At 69.1% G+C, this 17,998-nt stretch carries 13 protein-coding genes and 1 pseudogene; 10 read left to right on the forward strand and 4 right to left on the reverse strand.

Annotated features, from left to right (window positions below; translation table 11 throughout):
- The first annotated feature begins 3 nt into the window (after positions 1-3).
- The 6 genes from OU415_RS11565 to OU415_RS11590 all read left to right on the forward strand — a co-directional run bounded on the left by OU415_RS11565 (position 4) and on the right by OU415_RS11590 (position 7,797).
- Complete coding sequence (locus OU415_RS11565) at positions 4-891, forward strand: FAD binding domain-containing protein (RefSeq protein ID WP_270948661.1); 888 nt, start codon at positions 4-6, stop codon at positions 889-891.
- A complete protein-coding gene (locus OU415_RS11570) occupies positions 888-2,111 on the forward strand; it encodes a xanthine dehydrogenase family Fe-S subunit (protein ID WP_270948662.1) in 1,224 nt (407 codons plus the stop codon). The genes OU415_RS11565 and OU415_RS11570 overlap by 4 nt, the downstream gene beginning before the upstream one ends.
- Positions 2,111-3,496 carry an aldehyde dehydrogenase family protein gene (locus OU415_RS11575; RefSeq protein WP_270948663.1) on the forward strand — a complete coding sequence of 462 codons (1,386 nt, stop codon included), beginning with the start codon at positions 2,111-2,113 and terminating at the stop codon, positions 3,494-3,496. The genes OU415_RS11570 and OU415_RS11575 overlap by 1 nt, the downstream gene beginning before the upstream one ends.
- A gap of 127 nt (positions 3,497-3,623) precedes the next feature.
- Positions 3,624-5,006, forward strand: a complete 1,383-nt coding sequence (locus OU415_RS11580) for a sodium:solute symporter family protein (RefSeq protein ID WP_270948664.1) — start codon at positions 3,624-3,626, stop codon at positions 5,004-5,006.
- Positions 5,003-6,388 (forward strand): UbiD family decarboxylase, encoded by a 1,386-nt coding sequence (locus tag OU415_RS11585; protein WP_270948665.1) that lies wholly within the window; start codon positions 5,003-5,005, stop codon positions 6,386-6,388. The genes OU415_RS11580 and OU415_RS11585 overlap by 4 nt, the downstream gene beginning before the upstream one ends.
- A 68-nt stretch (positions 6,389-6,456) precedes the next feature.
- Positions 6,457-7,797, forward strand: a complete 1,341-nt coding sequence (locus OU415_RS11590) for an MFS transporter (RefSeq protein ID WP_270948666.1) — start codon at positions 6,457-6,459, stop codon at positions 7,795-7,797.
- Between the two features lie 56 nt (positions 7,798-7,853).
- Here the strand turns inward: OU415_RS11590 and OU415_RS11595 are convergent.
- Positions 7,854-8,473, reverse strand: a pseudogene (locus OU415_RS11595) (IS110 family transposase); the annotation flags it as partial.
- Here OU415_RS11595 and OU415_RS11600 point away from each other — a divergent pair.
- Positions 8,430-9,125: an enolase C-terminal domain-like protein gene (locus OU415_RS11600; protein WP_270948667.1), complete on the forward strand. Its 696-nt coding sequence runs from the start codon at positions 8,430-8,432 to the stop codon at positions 9,123-9,125. The pseudogene OU415_RS11595 and the gene OU415_RS11600 sit on opposite strands and share 44 nt — an antisense overlap.
- A 3-nt stretch (positions 9,126-9,128) precedes the next feature.
- Here OU415_RS11600 and OU415_RS11605 read toward each other — a convergent pair whose 3' ends face one another.
- On the reverse strand, positions 9,129-10,148 hold the full coding sequence (locus OU415_RS11605) for a LacI family DNA-binding transcriptional regulator (RefSeq protein ID WP_270948668.1): 1,020 nt from the start codon (positions 10,146-10,148) through the stop codon (positions 9,129-9,131).
- Between the two features lie 172 nt (positions 10,149-10,320).
- Here OU415_RS11605 and OU415_RS11610 point away from each other — a divergent pair, with 172 nt between their 5' ends.
- The 3 genes from OU415_RS11610 to OU415_RS11620 are packed head-to-tail and all read left to right on the forward strand — an operon-like array spanning position 10,321 to position 15,332.
- Positions 10,321-11,661: an MFS transporter gene (locus OU415_RS11610; RefSeq protein ID WP_270948669.1), complete on the forward strand. Its 1,341-nt coding sequence runs from the start codon at positions 10,321-10,323 to the stop codon at positions 11,659-11,661.
- Between the two features lie 30 nt (positions 11,662-11,691).
- Complete coding sequence (locus tag OU415_RS11615; protein WP_270948670.1) at positions 11,692-13,746, forward strand: hydantoinase/oxoprolinase family protein; 2,055 nt, start codon at positions 11,692-11,694, stop codon at positions 13,744-13,746.
- The gene (locus OU415_RS11620; RefSeq protein WP_270948671.1) at positions 13,743-15,332 is read left to right on the forward strand and encodes a hydantoinase B/oxoprolinase family protein; all 1,590 of its coding nucleotides are present in this window, start codon (positions 13,743-13,745) and stop codon (positions 15,330-15,332) included. Before OU415_RS11615 ends, OU415_RS11620 begins: the two co-directional genes overlap by 4 nt.
- 85 nt (positions 15,333-15,417) lie before the next feature.
- On the opposite strand, the gene OU415_RS11625 is transcribed toward OU415_RS11620, so the two are convergent.
- Both OU415_RS11625 and OU415_RS11630 read right to left on the reverse strand, forming a co-directional pair.
- Positions 15,418-17,367: a solute carrier family 23 protein gene (locus OU415_RS11625; RefSeq protein WP_270948672.1), complete on the reverse strand. Its 1,950-nt coding sequence runs from the start codon at positions 17,365-17,367 to the stop codon at positions 15,418-15,420.
- Complete coding sequence (locus tag OU415_RS11630; protein ID WP_270948673.1) at positions 17,364-17,990, reverse strand: glutathione S-transferase family protein; 627 nt, start codon at positions 17,988-17,990, stop codon at positions 17,364-17,366. Before OU415_RS11630 ends, OU415_RS11625 begins: the two co-directional genes overlap by 4 nt.
- Positions 17,991-17,998 lie beyond the last annotated feature (8 nt).

Consider the following 17,998-nt stretch of genomic DNA (forward strand, 5'->3'; position numbering starts at 1 on the left):
TAGATGAAGGCCGCACCTTTCGCGTACGCACGCCCTGCGGCGTTGCCCGACGCCGTCGCCGAACTCGTCAACGCCGACGGAGGCGGCAAGGTCATCGCCGGCGGGCAATCCCTGGTGCCGGTGCTGGCCATGCGGCTGGCGCGGCCGACCACCCTGGTGGACATCAACGCGGTCACCGGGCTCGACGCGCTGCGGGCGGTCGGCGACCGGCTGGAAGTCGGCGCCACCGTCCGGCAGCGTCGAGTGGAGCACGCGCCCGAGTCCGCTCAGGTGCCGTTGCTGCGGCTCGCACTGCCCTGGGTCGGGCACCGCGAATTGCGCAGCCGCGGCACGGTGTGCGGGAGCCTGGCGCACGCCGATCCGGCCGCTGAGCTCCCGGCGGTCGCCTGCTGCCTGGACGCGGAGCTGAAACTGGTCGGTCCCGAGGGCGAACGTGCCGTTCGGGCCCGCGAGTTCTTCGACGGGGCGATGACGACCGCACTGGGCCCGGAGGACGTCCTGACCGCGGTCTCCTTCCCCGTGGCCGGGCCGCGCGAGGGCTTCGGATTCGCGGAGATCGCGCGCAGGCACGGTGACTTCGCGTTGGCCGGAGTGGCAGCGCACGTCCGCGTCGATGACGCCGACGGCGTGTCCGCCGCGACGATGACGGCCTTCGGCGTCTCCGACCGGCCCGTCACCCGTGACATGACCAGCCTGGTCCGCACGGCCGGTGGCGACCAATCCGAGCTGGCCGGTGCGCTCGACGACGTGGTGCGCGAGGTCGTCGACACCGACGGCGACGTGCACGCGTCGAACGGCTACCGCCGGCGCCTCCTGCGCGCGCTGGCGGCCCGGGAAATGGCCAAGGCATACCGCCGTGCGGTGCGCGGCACAGCGGAGGTGGAATCATGACGAGCACGCGAGAACCCGTGCAGGAGGGCCTTCGACCGGTCCGCGCCGAAGCCGGCGAAACCGTCGAGGTGAGGTTCACGGTCAACGGCACACCCGCGGTGCTGAACCTCCCCGCCCGCGTCACGCTGGCGGACGCGTTGCGCGACCACCTGGGACTGTCCGGGACCCACGTCGGATGCGAGCACGGCGTCTGCGGGATGTGCACCGTGCTGGTCGATGGCGAAGCAGCCCGCGCCTGCCTGCTGTTCGCCTGCCAGCTCGACGGCTCCGAGGTCGTCACCGTCGAGGGGCTCGGGCGTCCGGACGACCTGCACCCGCTGCAGGAGTCCTTTGGCCGAAACCACGCCCTGCAATGCGGTTTCTGCACCCCGGGTTTCCTGCTCAGCTCCTACGACCTGCTCAGCAACAAACCCGAGGTCACCGACGAGGAGCTCCCCGCGGAACTGTCCGGCGTGATCTGCCGCTGCACCGGATACCGGAACATCCTGACCGCCGTCTCCCAAACCCGCGCCGCGCACCCGGAGGGAATCCCCGAGCCGGGCAACTGCGCCCGGCGGGCGCTGGTCGGCCGTTCCGGCGGCCAGTCGGCGACGGTCGTCGAGGAGCGCGCAGAACCTTCGGGCGAACCTGCCAGGAACGTGGAGATCGTGCTTCCCGAGGGAGACCCGACGATCGCGGTGCAGGTGGACACCGCCTTGGACGTGCCGTTCGACGAGGTGTGGCGCGTGCTCGACGACGTGCACGTGCTGGCGGGATGCCTCCCCGGCGCGGAGCTCACCGAGGAACTCGGCGAGCAGCTCTACGCCGGACGCGCACGGGTCGCGGTCGGCCCCATCAAGCTCTCGTTCCACGGGATCGCCCGGGTGCTCGAACAGGACCGGGACACCGGGACGATCCGCGTGCTCGCGCAGGGGCAGGACACCGGAGGGGCGCAAACCCAGGCCGACATCACCCTCCGGGCCCGCGCGACCGCTGCGGGGACGGAACTTCGCGCCGACGCGGCCGTCTACTTGACCGGCCGCATCGCCCAGTTCGGCCGAGCGCTGGCAGGCGACATCAGCCGACGCATGTTCGAGCAGTTCGCCGACTCGGTCCGCCAGGCCGCCACCACCGGAGAAGCACCGCAGCAGTCCCACGCCGCACCGAGCGCGCTCCGCATGGTGCTCGGCACCCTGCTGGACCGGATCAAGCGAATCGGCCGTCCCCGAGGGGGGAAGTGATGGAGGCGCCCATCCAGCCGGTCAACCCGGCGACCCTCGAACCTCTGGAACCCGCGGAACAAGCCACGAACGCCGAGATCGGCGAAGCGGTGTCGGAAGCGGCACTCGCGATGCGCACCGGGTGGCCGCGAGAGCACCGGCACCGGGCGCAGTCCTTGAACGCCTGGGCCGACCTGCTCAGCGACCACAGCTCGGAACTCGCCGACGACCTGGTGCGAGAAACCGGGAAACCCATCGGTGAGGCACGCAAGGAGATCGCGGGCGCGATCGATGCCCTGCGGTTCAACGCCGGTCTCGCCAGGCTTCCGCTGGGCCGTGCCGCCGGTCTGCCCGACGGAACCGAGGCGCACCTGGTGCGCGAACCGGTCGGCCCGACGGTGTTCATCACCCCGTGGAACTGGCCCGTGCTGCTGTTGCTGCGCGATCTGGCTCCGGCGTTCGCCGCCGGAGTGACGGCGCTCGTCAAGCCCGCCCCGCAGACCACGCACATCACCCGACGTGTGATCGCGCTCGGGCACCGGGCCGGAGTACCGCAGGAGGCGCTGCACGTGCTCCCCGGTGACGCCGACGTCGGCGCTGAGCTCGTAACTCACCCCGACACCAGAGCCGTCGCGATCACCGGCTCGACCGAGGCCGGGCAAGCGGTCATGCGAGCCGCTGCCGCCACCATGACCAGGCCGCTGCTGGAGCTGGGCGGCAAGGCCTCGATGATCGTGCTCGAAGACGCTGACCTGGAAGCCGCGGTGGAGACGGCGGCCCGTGCCGCTGTGATCACGAGCGGCCAGATGTGCATGGCGTGCACCAGAATCCTCGTGCACGCACACCACGCGAAGGACGCTGAGAAGCTTCTGCGTGAACGAATGGCCGCCTTGACTCCGGGAGATCCGAGGGACGAGAACACCGATCTCGGTCCGCTGATATCCGAAGTCGCGATGGACAAGGTCCTCACCGCCGTCGACCGCGCGCGTGAGGACGGTCGCGTCCTCGTCGGCGGACAACAGGTGCGACCTGACGGCCTGCCAGGTCATTTCCTCACCCCGGTGCTCGTGTCCGAACTGGATCCGCGATCACCTGTGGTGCAGGAGGACATCTTCGGTCCGCTGCTCTCGCTGGAGGTCTTCGATTCCGACGAAGCGTCGATCGAGTTGGCCAACGCCACGTCCTTCGGACTTGCCGCAGCGGTGTGGACGCGCGATCTCACGCGCGGCTTCGCCGTGGCGCGCGAGCTGCAGGCCGGAACCGTGTGGCTGAACGGGTACAACCACTCCTACGCCGAAATGCCCTCCGGCGGCGTGCGGATGTCCGGCATGGGCCGCACCCGGGGAATCGAGGGCGTCGAGCAGTTCACCGAACTCAAGCACGTGCACTTCCCGGTCGGGCTATAACCCGAGCCAATAGGAGCTATGCGCAGCAGGTTCTGGCTGGTCCATCCGCACCGGTCTAACTTCGCTCGTAGTTTCTCTGACCGCAGCGGAGCGGTGTTGGAGGGTTCCCTTGCAATCAGGTTGGTTAGTGGTTCTCATTGTCGCGGGCTACATAGCGCTGCTGGCTCTGATCAGCTTCGCCGCCGGGCGATCAACACGCACGGCATCAGGATTTACCAGCGGCGGCAAGAGCTTTCCCGCCGTCCTCATCGGATTCTTGCTCGCGTCCGAGTTCATCGGGACCAGCGCCAGCATCGGAACCGCGCAGGAGGCTTATAGGTCTGGTATCTCGGCCGCGTGGAACATCGTCTCGCTGGGAATCGGGTTCGTGCTCTTCGCTTTCCTGCTGGCACGCAAGTTCAGCGAGCTGGGGGAGAACACGATCTCCGGTGCGCTCGACCGCTACTACGGGAGGCGGGTGCGCACCGCCACATCGATGATCATGGTCTGCTCCTTGCTGATCGTCGCCGTCTCGGTCTACGCCAGCGGTGGTGCGATCTTGAGCGGACTCCTCGGCATCGACCACGACCTGGCAGTTCTCCTGGTCGGTGTGCTCGCCACGCTCTACGTGGTGGTGGGCGGCATGCGATCGGTCATCTACACCAACGTCGTGCATGCGATCGTGAAGATGGCCGGGGTGATCATCCTCGCTGTCGTGGGCGCTGAGCGCGCAGGAGGCGTGAACGGGCTGCGAGCAGCGCTGCCGCCGACGATGTTCTCCTGGCACGGAGTGGGTTTCGGTCAGATCTTCGCGTGGCTGATCGCCGGTGTCGGGGCCATCTTCGCGACCCAGTACGTCGTGCAGGCGATCACCACCGCCGGCAACGCTCACCGCGCGCAGCGAGCCGGGTTCTACTCGGCGCTGATCCTGGTTCCCTACGGTCTGCTCGCCGCGTTCATCGGCATGTGCAGCGCGGTGGTCTACCCGCACATCAAGAGCATCCAGGCCATGCCCGCGTTCGCCATGGACATCGACCCGATTCTGGCCGGGATCGTCGTCGCCGGGCTCGCCGGCGCGATGTTCGGAACCATCGCAGCCCTGGTCATCGGCGCTTCCACGCTGCTGCTCAAGGACTTCTACCAGCCGCACTTCAACGTCGCCGAAGACGACCGCCGCGACGTGCTGTTCCTCCGGATGGCGACGGTGGTGACCGGCTTGGTGCCGATCGCGCTGGCGCTGTTCGCCACCGATGTGCTCACCGTGACCTTCCTGGCCAAATCGCTGCGCGCGGCACTGGCAGTCCTGGTGCTGCTGATGTTCTACGCGCCCCGGTACGGCACGAGGACCGGTGCGTTCTGGGCGATCGTGCTCGCGCTGCCGACCACCATCGGCTGGTTCCTGCTCGGTGACCCCTTCGGGATCGACAACGCCTACATCGCGGTCGCGACGCCCTTGCTGGTGATGACCTGCACCCACCTCACATCAGTCCGGTCGAAGACCGGCCCGGCGGTCACCAGGGAGAAGATATGACGAACAACGCCCTGCCTCTCGGCGCTGACCTGCGCGGCTGGCTGGACCACCTGCAGGCGACCGGACGTCTCTCCGCAGCAAGGCCAGGAGTGGACCTCCGGTTCGAGCTGCCCGGCATCGCCCACCGGCTCGATGGCGACCGCGCGGTGCTCTTCGGAAAGCCCGGCGGGAAGAAGATCACCGTCGTGTCCGGGCTGCTGTCACGCCGCGAATGGATGGCAGAAGCCCTCGGGGTCGCCGAGGCCGAACTCATCGACCGCTTCCAGCAGGCCTGCGAAAACCCCGTTCCGTGGACCGAGGTCGAGCACGCCCCGTGCCAGGAAGAGGTGTTCCGCGAGGTCGATCTCGGCTCGCTGCCCGTTCCCACGCACAACGAGCACGACCACGGCCCGTACATCACCGCAGGACTGCTCATCGCTCGCAATCCGGCGACCGGACTCCAGAACGTCTCCATCCACCGCCTGCAGGTCAGCGGGCCGGACCGGCTCGGGGTCCTCCTGCTGCCCAGGCACACGGCCGCGTTCTTCGGACAGGCCGAAGCGGCTGGAGCGGACCTGGAGGTGGCGATCGCCATCGGCGTCGACCCGCTCACCTTGATGTCCTCGCAAGCGGCGGTACCGATCGACCACGACGAACTGGAGATCGCCGGAGCGCTGCGCGGCAGCCCGCTGCCGGTCACCAAGGCAGTCACCAACGAGGTCCGGGTTCCTGCCGACGCGGAGATCGTGCTGGAAGGCAGGCTGCTCGCCGATGTCCGGGAGCCGGAGGGGCCGTTCGGCGAATTCCCCCAGTACTACGGTCCTCGTGCCGACCGCCACGTGGTGCGCATCGACGCGATGACGCATCGCCGAGACCCGATCTACCACACCATCGTCGGCGGCGGGTTGGAACACCTGCTGCTGGGGTGCATTCCGCGTGAAGGCTCCTTCCTGGCGCATCTGAGGCAGAACTTCCAATGCGTTCGGGCTGTGCACCTGCCGCGCGGCGGTGTGTGCCGCTACCACCTCTACGTGCAGGTCCGCGATCCCGACCCCGGCGAGGTGAAGAACCTGATCCTCGCGGCGCTGGGCGCGCACTACGACATCAAGCACGTGACGGTGGTCGACTCCGATGTGGACCTCTTCGACCCCCACGAGGTGGAGTGGGCCGTTGCCACCCGCTTCCAGGCCGACCGCGATCTGGTGCTCGTCGGAGGTGCGCAGGGATCCCGACTCGATCCGTCCACAACGGACGGTGTTGGAGCGAAGATGGGACTCGACGCGACGATTCCGCCCGTGGACGACGAAGACCGGTTCACCCGGATCCGCGTGCCGGGGGCCGAGGAGATCGACCTGGAACGCGCAGTGACGTCCGCGCCGGCGAACTGGCGCTCCGCACCCTGACCCGCGCCGGGGCCGCCCGAACTTCTCACCGCAACACCACACCAACAGACCTCAACGAGGAGGTGGACATGTCCACGACGAACACGGGACTGTCCAGAAGAGCCACGCTGTACGCGAGTTTCGCCTCGGTAGCGGGGTGGGCGTTCGACCTGTTCGATCTGTTCATCCTGCTCTACGTCGCCAGCACCGTCGGCGATCTGATCTTCCCGGTGGCGAGCCCGACCTTGAGCCTGGCCGCGGTTTATGCCTCGTTCGCCGTGAGCGTGCTGCTCCGGCCGGCCGGAGCAGCGATCTTCGGAGCGGTCGCCGATCGCAACGGACGCAAGCAGACGATGGTCATCGTGCTGGCCGGCGTGGGGTTGTCCACCGCCGCGATGGGAGCCGTGCCGACCTACGCCGCCGCCGGTATCGCCGCACCGCTGCTGTTCCTGGCGCTGCGCCTGGTGCAGGGCGTGTTCGTCGGTGGCGTCGTCGCGGCGACGCACACCCTGGGCACCGAAAGCGTCGGGCAGCGCTGGCGAGGACTGATGTCCGGGCTGATCGGTGGCGGCGGCGCGGGTATCGGTGCGGCCCTGGCCAGCGGCGTCTTCATCCTGGTCAGCGCGATCTTCCCGGGCGAGCAGTTCAACGTCTGGGGGTGGCGCGTCATGTTCTTCACCGGGCTCATGGCAGCGTTGATCAGCTTCTTCGTGCTGCGCGGGGTCGAGGAATCGCCGCTGTGGAAAGCGCATCAGAAGGCTCCCGGTCCGAAGACGCGCCTCACCGACCTGGCCCGTGGCGGCAGGGGAGGGCTGCTCGTGCTGAACCTGGTGCTGGTCTCCGGCGCCGGTTCGCAGTACTACTTGACCTCCGGTTTCCTCCCGACGCTGCTGGGCAAGGTCAGCGGTGTCGCCCAGAGCGCTCAGGGCACGATCCTGCTGGTCTCGAGTCTGGGCGTGATCGTTGCCGCGGTTGCGGCGGGAGAGCTCAGCGAGCACTTCGGTCGCCGACGCACGATGCTGGTGATCGGCTCGTTCAACCTCGTCGCTCTGCCCTTGCTGGTGTGGCTGATCACGAGCACCGATCCGGCGAACACCGGCCTGATCATGTTCTACGCATCGGCCCTGGCCTTCTTCGCCAACGCCGCCTACGCCCCGGTCCTGGTGTTCCTCAACGAACGCTATCCGACGGCGCTGCGAGGACGGGGAACCGCGATCTGCTGGAACCTCGGCTTCATGATCGGTGGTTTGATGCCGAGCTTCGTCAACCTCGCCAGTCCGGAGCTGGCTGACGTGCCCGGTCGACTCATGGTGTTCCTGTTCGCGATGGTCCTGGTCTTCATCGTCGCGGGAGCGCTGAGCCCGGAGACTCGTGGCGCGATGAACGCTGAGGAGACCGGGCGACGAGTGGTGCAGCCCGCGGTTGAATGAGAGTTCCCTGGTCGTCGCACGCAAGACGGGCGGTCCCAGCGCTGCTGGGGCTGCCTGTGCTTGCTTGATCGCGATCGAGATCAGTTTGCGGCGGCGGGTGTTGCCCAGGCCGATCGGGTCGCCGCACGGGCCGGGAGTTCCAGCACCGCGGCGTGGGTGACGCGAGGTCCCAGGGCGCTTTCGAGGGCCGGGTGGATGCCGGTGAGCAGGCCCCGGATGCGGTTGCTGATCCGGGTGGCCTCGGTGGCCAGGTCGTCATCGAAGCCGACCAGCACGCCGAGTTCGGCCAACGTGTCGTCGCCGGCGTCGACCTGCCGCAATGTGTGGGGCAGGGTTCGTGCGGCATCAGCGATCACGAAGGCATCGCGGGCGTCGGTTTTGGCGTTGCCCGGGTAAAGATCGGCGATGCGGCGCATGGCCAGCCCGGGCAGATAGGCGACCTGGTGCCCGCAGGCGCGGGCAACCGCTACCGGCAGAGCGCCGATAGTGGCCGGTTGACCACTACCACCAGCAGTGGTCCGTGGGCGGCGAGTGTGTCGAACAGGGCCCGCAGCTTCGGTTCGCTGTTGGGCAACGGCCCGTCATGCAGCCGTTTGCCAGCCGGGTCCAGGCCCACGGCATGGTGCTCGCCCGTGCCGACATCGAGACCGAGAAACCGGTTGTGGATCTTGGCGATCGAGGAGGTCGTGGACCGCGCGGCCGAATCGGTGGCGGGCGGTATCAAGATCAAGGTCGGTCACCCGGACCACGCCACCGACCTGGCGCGGGTGAGCGCGGTGCGGGAGAAGATCGGTGACCGCGTGGCCCTGATGGTCGATGCCAACCAGCAGCGGGGCCGGTCCACCGCGCGCCGCATGTGCCGTGCCCTGGAGCCGCTGGACCTGGTCTGGATCGAAGAACCGCTGGACGCCTACGACTTCGCGGGCCACGCGGTGCTCGCCTCGACCTTCGACACCTCGATCGCCACCGGCGAGATGCTGACCAGCGCGGCCGAGCATGCCGAGCTCATCCGCGCCGGTGGCGCCGACGTCGTGCAACCCGACGCGCCGCGCGTTGGCGGCATCACCCGGTTCCTCAAGGTGATGGCGCTGGCCGACAGCCAGCACCTGCAGCTCGCACCGCACTTCGCGATGGAGATCCACGTGCACCTCGCCGCGGCGTACGCGCGAACCGTGGGTCGAGCACTTCGAATGGCTCGACCCGCTGTTCAGCGAACACCTGGAGATCTCCGGTGGCCCATGCACATCTCGCTGCGCCCCGGTCTCGGCGTCACGATCAGCGATCGGGCCCGCGCGTGGACCGTCGCGGAGCGCGAAGTGCGCGCGTGAGCGTCAGCGGCGCCGGGTCGATCCGCGCAGGCGCAGGTTGGGGGAGAGGACGAGGGGTTCGGCGGGGGTTTCGGCCCCGGCGAGCCTGGCCAGCATGAGTTCCACCGCCTGCTCGGCGAGTCCTTCGTGGTTGAGGTCCATCGCGGTGATCGGCGGGGTGGCGGCTCGCGAGTGCTCGGAATCGGTCAGCGCGGCGATCATCAGGTCCTCCGGCACGCGAATTCCCCGCTGCGCGGCGACTTTCGCGGCGAGCGCGGCGAAGTCGCTGGTCGCGACCACCACCGCATCGGGGCGCTCGGGGCTGTCCAGGACCGAGCGGATCATCGCCTCCGCGTCGTCGACGTCGAGTCCTTCGCTGAGCAGGTCGGTGCGCGCGGTGCGGTCGTGCTGCCGGGACCAGTCGAGGTAGGTCTCCCGGGTACGCCGGTTCCAGGCGTTCTCCTCGGTTCCGGTCAGCAGCGCGATGTCACGTGCGCCCTGCTCGCGGAGGTGGTCCAGCAGCCTGGAGACGACCGCGGTGTAGTCCAGCCGGACCGCCCAGGTGAACTCGGGCCGTTCCGGGTCCTCCTCGATGGTGATCACCGGGACGTCGCGGCGGAGCAGCTCGGTCAGCACCTCGTCGGCGCCGTAGGGGTGGGCGACGATGCAGCCGTCCATCGGCACGCTGGCCACCGACGGATCGTGCAGGTCGGGCACGTGGATCAGCCCGACCTTGCGGCGCAGCATCTCGGTGGCGACCGAGCCCACCAGCCGGTTGAACGTCTCGGCGCGGTCCGGGGTTCCGGTGAGGGCGAAGCGGGGGCGCAGGATCAGGCCGATGATGCCGGAGCGCCCGGTGCGCAGCGACCGGGCGCTGGGGTTCGGGTCGTAGCCGAGTTCGGTGGCCGCGCGGAAGATGCGTTCCCGGGTGGCCTCGGAGATCGGCCTGCTGCCGGAGAACGCGTGCGAGACGGTGCTGATCGACACCTGGGCGCGTTCGGCGACGTCGCGAATCGTGGCGCGTCTGGCCGTCCTGCTCTCCAACGGCGGTTCGCCCCCTTCGCCTCGCCCGCTCGGTTCGCCCAGTATCCCGCACCGGTGCGCGGCGGTGCGCTCCCGGCGCCGCCGGACGAATTCGGGCTCCGCTCTTGACACCGATCGGCCGCGAGCGTTCGATGTGGCAAATCATCAAAACGTTTTGATGTACGGAGGCGTGATGACTTCCGCAGATTCGGGACGGGCCGACGTCGGTCGGTCCACCGCGCTCAGATCCGTCGGCCAGGTATTCGACGAGATGCCCATCAGCCGGGCCCAGATCGTCGCCGGTTCGGTGCTGTTCATGGCCTTCGTCGTCGAGGCGTGGGAGCAGGTCGGCCTGGTCTACGTCTCCGACGGCATCAGCGCGGAGTTCGGCGTCAGCGACGCGCAGCTCGGCTGGGCGCTGTCGGCCGTGGCCTTCGGCATGGTGCCGGGCTCGCTGATGTGGGGCGGATTCATCGACCGGCTGGGTCGCCGCAAGGTCGCGGTGTACAGCCTGCTGCTCTACGCGGCGCTGGCGCTGCTCGCGGCGCTGTCCCCGGTGTTCTGGGCCTTCCTGGCGCTGCGCTTCCTGTCCGGGGTCGCCTTCGCCGGCGTCTACACCGTGACCTTCCCGTACTTCCTGGAGCTGCTGCCGACCAGGTGGCGCGGGCAGGGCGCGGTCGCCCTGTCGATCGGCTTCCCGGTCGGCACGCTGCTGTGCATCGGGGTCAGCCAGACGCTCGGCGTGGTGAGCTGGCGCGCGGTGGCGATCGTGGCCGCGCTCGCCGGGCTCTGGGCCTTCGCCATCCTGCGCTGGGTGCCCGAATCCCCGTACTGGCTGGCCAAGCGGGAGCGGCACGCCGAGGCCGCGCAGGTGCTGCGCCGACTGGGCGGTACGGTGCCCGCGGACGCGCGGTTCGAGGTCGACCAGAGCGGGCAGACCGGCAACGTCCGGAGTCTGTTCGGCGCGGGGGTGCGACGCCGGTTCCTGCTGCTGCTCGTCGTCTCGTTCACCTTCAGCTGGGGCTACTGGGGATTGCAGACCTGGCTGCCGGTGCTGTTGCAGGGCAAGGGACTCAGCGTCTCGGACGCCCTGTGGTTCGTCGCGGTCACCCAGCTGGTCTCGGTGCCCGGCTACCTGCTCGCCGCGTGGTCGACCAGGCGCTTCGGCCGCAAGAAGGTCTTCCTGACGTTCGTGCTCGCCTCGGCCGGGGGTGCCGCGCTGTTCGGCTTCGCCACCGGGGAAACCCAGATGTACACCGGAAACCTGGTGCTGGCCTTCTTCTCGCTCGGGGCGTGGGGCATCTGGAACACCTGGTCCGGTGAGGTCCTGCCGACCGGGCTGCGCGGCGTCGGCTACTCGTTCTCCACGGCCGCGATCCTGCTGGCCAACACCATCTCGGTGCCGGTCATCGGCGCGCTGATGGACGGCGGTGTGGGGGCCTCGCTCACCGTCGGCTCGATCATGCTCGCCCTGATCATCGCCCTGCTGGCCGCGGTTCCGATCCAGGAGACCGAAGGCCGCGCGCTCGACTGACCGAATCTTTCCCAGCGGAGAGGATTTCCCATGACATTCCGGGTCGCCATGGACATCGGCGGCACGTTCACCGACGTGGTCACCTACGACGGGACCAACCGGCAGGTGCGCGCGGGCAAGGTCCTGACCACGCCCGACGACCTGGCGCGCGGGGTGTTCGAAGCGCTCGAAGGTTTCCAGATCCCGTTCGACGAGATCGAGTTCTTCGTGCACGGCACCACGCAGGGCCTCAACGCGCTGCTCGAACGCCGCGGCGCGAACGTGCTGATCATGACCACGCGCGGGATCGGTGACGTCTACCAGATCGCCCGCGGCAACCGGGCGCGGCTGTTCGACCTGCACTACCGCAAGCCCGCGCCGCTGGTCGAGCGCAGCGCCATCGCCGAGGTCGGCGGCCGGTTCGACGCCGCGGGCAACGAGCTGGAGGAGCTGGACGAGGACGCGATCCGGCTGGTCGCCAAGCGGGTGCGCGCCGAGGGCTTCGACGCGGTGGCGGTGTGCTTCCTGTTCGCCTACCTCGACGGCGAGCACGAGCGGCGGGCCGGCCGGATCCTGCGCGAGGAGCTCGGCGACGAAGTGCTGGTCGTGCTCTCGCACGAGGTCGCCCCGGAGTGGCGCGAGTACGAGCGGACCTCCACCGCGGTGATGGAGGCCTACACCGGGCCGTCTGTGCACCGCTACCTGGACAAGATCGAAGCGCGCTTCACCGACAAGGGCCTGCACGTCCCGGTGCACGTGATGCAGTCCTCCGGCGGTCTGGTCAACGCCGACTTCGCCCGGCAGCACCCGCTGCAGACCCTGCTGTCCGGGCCGGTCGGCGGCACGATGGGCGGGGTCGCGGTCAGCAAGCTGCTGGACCGGCCGAACGTCATCTGCGTCGACATGGGCGGCACCTCGTTCGACGTCTCGTTGGTCATGGACCACGAGGCCGACGTCTCCCAGGACGGCAAGGCCGAAGGCTTCCCGCTGCTGATGCCGCTGGTCAACCTGCACACGATCGGCGCGGGCGGCGGATCGCTGGCCTACGCCGAGGGCAACGCGCTGCGCGTCGGCCCGGAGTCGGCGGGCGCCGTGCCCGGCCCGGCCTGCTACGGGCGCGGCGGCACCCGGGCCACGGTCACCGACGCCAACTGCGTGCTCGGCCGGGTCGACCCGAACTCGTTCGCGGGCGGCGGGATGAGCCTCGACCTGGACGCCGCGCAGCGCGCCGTCGCCGGTCTGGCCGACGAACTCGGCATGGACCCGGTCGAGCTGGCCTCCGGCATCTGCGACGTGGGCAACGCCAAGATGGCGCAGGCGATCCGCACGCTGACCGTCGAGCACGGCCGCGAACCCGGGCAGTTCGCGCTGCTGGCGTTCGGCGGTGCCGGGCCGATGCACGCGGCGTTCATCGCCCGGGAGATCGGCGTGACCGAGGTGGTCGTTCCCCGGTTCCCCGGCGCCTTCTCGGCCTGGGGCATGTTGGAGAGCGACGTCCGCCGCGACTTCACCATGCAGTTCTTCGCGACGAACGACAGCCTCGACACCCGAGCTCTGGCCACCGCTCTGGAAACGCTGCGCGGCCAAGCCGTCGAGGCATTGACCGAGCAGGGCATCCGGGACGAGAACCGGTTCGTCACCCACGGCATCGACATGCGCTACGAGAGCCAGGACTACACGCTGACCGTGCCGATCCTGGACACCGACGACGTGACCGGCAGCGATTTCGTCGAGGTCATCCAGCAGCGCTTCGCCGAGGCGCACCACAAGCGCTACGGGCATTCGACCCCGGGCGCGCCGGTCCAGTTCGTCACCATCCGCACCACCGGGCACGGCCGGGTCGACCGGGCTCCGACCGAAACCGGTGCCACCGCGGGAGAAGCGCTGGAGTCCACCGTCCGCGAGGTCGTGTTCGACGGCCGGGCGCTGCCCACCACGATCGTCGCGCGCTCCGCGTTGCCGGTCGGCGCGCGGCTCGCGGGACCGGCCATCGTGCACGAGGAGACCGCCACCACCGTCGTCCCGCCGGACGCGGAACTGCGGGTGGACGACAACGCGTTCCTGATCATCGACCTCGACGCGCAGCCCGGAACGGAGGACGCATGACCATCAGCCCGGTCACCACGGAGATCATCCGCTCGGCACTGATCCAGGCCGCCGAGGACATGAACACGACCCTGATCCGGTCCTCGTACACGCCGACGATCTACGAGGGCAAGGACTGCGCGGTCGCGCTGCTGGACCGCGAGCACCGCGTGCTCGGCCAGTCCTCCGGCCTGCCGATCTTCCTCGGCAACCTGGAGGAGTGCTCGCGCCGCACCGAGGCCGAGTTCGGTCCGGAGGTGTGGGAACCCGGCGACGTGTGGGTGCTCAACGACTCCTACATCGGCGGCACCCACCTCAACGACTGCACCGTGTACGCGCCGATCTTCGTGGCCGGTGAACTCGTCGGCTTCGCCGCGTCGCGCGCGCACTGGATCGACATGGGTTCCAAAGACCCCGGCGGCTCGATGGATTCGACCACCATCTACCAGGAAGGCCTGCGGATGGGGCCGACCCGGATCGTCGCCGGGGGCGAGGAGTGCCGCGACGTCGTGCGGCTGATCGCGACCAACGTCCGGTTCCCGGACGTGACGCTCGGCGACATGCGGGCCCAGATCGCCTGCGCCCGGATGGGGGTGCGGCGGCTGGGCGAGCTGTTCGCCAGGTACGACGCGGCGACGATCGACCAGGCCCGGCAGGAGATCTTCGCCCAGACCGAACGTCTCGAACGCCAGCAGGTCGCGGCGATCCCGGACGGCAGCTACGAAGCCACCGGACACCTCGACAACGACGGGATCGACCTGGCCGAGCCGCTGCACGTCACCGTGCGGATCACCGTCGACGGCGACCGGATGACGATCGACCTCACCGACTGCGCCGACCAGACCACCGGACCGGTCAACTGCGGCCGCGCCCAGGCGATCTCCGCGGCCCGCGTCGGCTACAAGCTGCTGATCTCGCCCGCGGTCAGCCTCAACGGCGGATCCTTCGCCCCGCTCGACGTCGAGGTCCGCGACGGTTCGATGCTCGGCGCCCGGGAGCCGGCCGCGTGCCAGTACTACTACTCCAGCCTCGGCATGCTCATCGACCTGATCGTCAAGGCGCTGGCCCCCGCGATGCCCGACCGGGCGGCCGCCGCCAGCTACGGCGATTCGATGATCGTGCAGTTCGCCGGGGACAACCCGCGCACCGGAAAGCCGTTCGTGACGCTGGAAGCGACCGTCGGCGGGTGGGGTGCGTGGCGCGGCGGCGACGGCGAGACCGCGTTGATCAACAACGTCAACGGCTCGCTGTGCGACCTGCCGATCGAGGTGTTCGAAACGCTCTACCCGGCGCGGGTCACCGAATACCGGATCCGGCCGGATTCCGGCGGTGCGGGCAGGTGGCGCGGCGGCGATGGCGTGGTGCGCGAGTACGTGATGGAGGCCGACCAGGACCTCTCGCTGTGGTGGGAGCGCTCGGTCACCCCGGCGTGGGGGCTCGACGGCGGACGACCGGGCACCGCGCCGCGGGTCGTGCTCAACCCCGGCACCGAGCACGCCCGCGAGATGCTCAAGGCCAACAGCCTGCGGGTGCGGCGCGGCGACGTGCTGCGCTGCGAATCCGGCGGCGGCGGGGGATACGGCGATCCCGCCGAGCGCGACGGCTGACCGGTTCGGCGGCGTGCCGGGAAATCGCCTGGCACGCCGCCGAATTCGAGGCCCCGGGGCTGAGACGAGATGCACACCGGCGCCACTAGTGCTGGATGGCATCAGGTGACGACGGAGGAGGCGTCGCGTTCTGCCTCAGCGCCTCGTGATCGGCAACTTCCGCAGTCGCCACCAGGTCGTGGAACCGGTGGTCGGCGATCCGGGCGATCTCCAAGGCCGCGGCGTGGTACTCGTAGGCGGGAGCGTTGTGCAGCCGCCGTGATCCGTGGTCCAGCACTGCTTGGAGATGTGCGTGCTCGCGCAGGCACATGACCAGTGGGAAGCCGAAGCGGTCCCGGTAGGCCCTGGTGAGTTCGTCGAGCTGTTCCTGCTCGTGCTCGACCAGGTCGGTCAGCCCGGCGACGGACTGGTCGCGGAACGACATTCCGCCGTTGTCCCCGCTGGCGGCCATCGGCCGTCCGAGGTCCGGGTAGGACGGCAGCAGCCGTCGCAGTTCGTCATCGCTGGAGTCGAAGAACCCCGCTAGAAGGGCTGTCTCGAGCTCGGCCACGTCGGCGAACGGCCGCTGCTCGCGGGCGCGGTCGATGGCCGGGGTCGGGCCTTGGAACAGCGGCGCGAAGGTGGTTCGGAACTCCTGCGCGGACATGGTGTTGATCTGGTCCAGCGTCAGCCCGAGTTCGCTCGGTGCCTCGTCGCGGGTGGCTTCGCGTCGTCTGCCGAGGTGGTGGAAGACCAGGTTCAGGACGATCGCGGTGATCGCTCCCATCGTGGTCCCGCTGCCGACGAAGATCTGCGCCCACCCCGGGACGGCTGTGGTCACCTCGGGCACCATGGTGATGTACATGGCGATCCCGAAGCTGGCGGCCACGATCATGGAGTTGCGGTGGTCGCGGAAGTCGACCCGGGACAGGATCTGCAGTCCGACCACGGCCACCATGGCGAACATGGCCAGCGAAGCGCCCCCGAGCACGGGTGCCGGGATGGCCGTGACGACGGCCGCGAACTTCGGCACCAAGCCCAGCATGATCATGAAAAGCCCGGCCACGCTGATCACCCAGCGGCTCTTCACCCCTGTGAGGCGCACCAAGCCCACGTTCTCGCTGAAGCAGGTGTACGGGAACGAGTTGAGGGTCCCGCCGATCATCGTCGAGAGCCCGTCCGCCCGCATCGCGCGGGTGATGTCGTCACCCCGCACGCGCCTGTCGACGATCTCCGAGACACCGGTCACCGCGCCGGTGGTCTCGATCGCCGTGACCACCATGACCACCATCATCGACAGGACCCCGGCCGGCGACACCATCGGGCTGCCGAAGTGGAACGGGGTCGACAATCCCACCCAGGAGGCATCTCCCACGGCGCCGAAGCTGGTATCTCCCAACGACCAGGCGACGAACGTGGCGAGCGTCAGGCCGAGCAGCACCCCCACCGTGGACAGAAACCCCCGCGACACCTTGTGCACCAGGACGATGACGGCGAACGTGCCGAGGGCATAAGCCATGTTGCGGCCGCTACCCGGATCGAACGAGAGTCCTTCCCCTCCGGCTGCGCTCTTCGCGGCGACCGAAAGCAGGCTCAGGCCGATGATGGAGATGACCGACCCCGTCACCACCGGCGGGAAGTAACGCACCATGCGGCCGAAGACCGGTGCGATCACGAATGTGATCAGTCCGGCCACGATCACGGCGCCGTAGACCATCCGAAGCCCCTGCGCGCCGCCACCCGCACCCAGACCGATGGCGACCATCGGTGCCACTGCGACCGCCGACACGCCCTGCAGCAGCGGGAGCCGCACCCCTACCTTCCAGCAGCCCACCGACTGGATGATGGAGGCTATTCCGCAGGTCAGCAGGCACGCGTTGATGAGGTGGACGAGTTGACCGCTGTCCAGGCCCAGTGCTGAGGCCAGCAGGGTCGGGATGACGATCGCCCCACCGGCGAAGAACGCCAGCACGTGCTGGAACCCGTAGACGGTCAGCTTCGCCGCCGACGGCACCTCGTTCACGGGGTGACGGCGAGCCCGGGCGCCGGTGCTCATGACGGATGTCCCGCGGCGACGCGGAAGATCCCGGGCATCAAGGGCACGCCCGGCACCCGCTGGACTCGATCGCACCAGCGCCGCACGGCGGGGTAGTCCAGGCGGGAAACGCCACCTTCCTCGCAGAGCACGACATCTCCGAAGCAGGCGATGTCGCCGAGCGAGAACGTGCCCACCAGGAAGTCCTCGCCCTGCCGCTCCATGAACCACAAGTGGCGGTCCAGCACGCGCAACAACCGATGCGCTTCCTGCTGGGCCTGCGGAAGATCCACCGGATCACCGAATGCCTCGTGCCTCCGCGCCGCTCCCGCGGATGTGGTCAGGTCACGCGCGAACACCAGCCAGTCCAGCACGGATGCGTGTCCAGCCGGATCATCAGCACGCACGAGCCTTCCGTCGGTGTCGTAGACCCGAGCCAAGTACAGCAAGGCTGATCCGGCATGGTGCGCAACCGCCGCGGGAGCCACCCGGTCGTCGATGAGCACCAGGGCCGACCGGCCACCGTCCGGGTCGAAGCCGTACTCCTCCAGGGCCACCGACCGGAAGTCCAGTCCGAGCACGCCCAGCAGCACGCGGACCTGGTAGCACTCGGCGGACGTCTCGTCGTCGTAGAGGACGATCATGGTGAACT

This window comes from Saccharopolyspora oryzae, assembly GCF_027853915.1.
Classification (GTDB): domain Bacteria; phylum Actinomycetota; class Actinomycetes; order Mycobacteriales; family Pseudonocardiaceae; genus Saccharopolyspora; species Saccharopolyspora oryzae.

Excerpts from the sequence above, each read along its gene's own strand:
- OU415_RS11570 (WP_270948662.1), top strand. The coding sequence starts at position 888 with ATGACGAGCACGCGAGAACCCGTGCAGGAGGGCCTTCGACCGGTCCGC.
- OU415_RS11620 (WP_270948671.1), top strand. The coding sequence starts at position 13,743 with ATGACCATCAGCCCGGTCACCACGGAGATCATCCGCTCGGCACTGATC.
- OU415_RS11610 (WP_270948669.1), top strand. The coding sequence starts at position 10,321 with ATGACTTCCGCAGATTCGGGACGGGCCGACGTCGGTCGGTCCACCGCG.
- OU415_RS11630 (WP_270948673.1), bottom strand. The coding sequence starts at position 17,990 with ATGATCGTCCTCTACGACGACGAGACGTCCGCCGAGTGCTACCAGGTC.
- OU415_RS11585 (WP_270948665.1), top strand. The coding sequence starts at position 5,003 with ATGACGAACAACGCCCTGCCTCTCGGCGCTGACCTGCGCGGCTGGCTG.
- OU415_RS11565 (WP_270948661.1), top strand. The coding sequence starts at position 4 with ATGAAGGCCGCACCTTTCGCGTACGCACGCCCTGCGGCGTTGCCCGAC.
- OU415_RS11590 (WP_270948666.1), top strand. The coding sequence starts at position 6,457 with ATGTCCACGACGAACACGGGACTGTCCAGAAGAGCCACGCTGTACGCG.
- OU415_RS11625 (WP_270948672.1), bottom strand. The coding sequence starts at position 17,367 with ATGAGCACCGGCGCCCGGGCTCGCCGTCACCCCGTGAACGAGGTGCCG.
- OU415_RS11615 (WP_270948670.1), top strand. The coding sequence starts at position 11,692 with ATGACATTCCGGGTCGCCATGGACATCGGCGGCACGTTCACCGACGTG.
- OU415_RS11575 (WP_270948663.1), top strand. The coding sequence starts at position 2,111 with ATGGAGGCGCCCATCCAGCCGGTCAACCCGGCGACCCTCGAACCTCTG.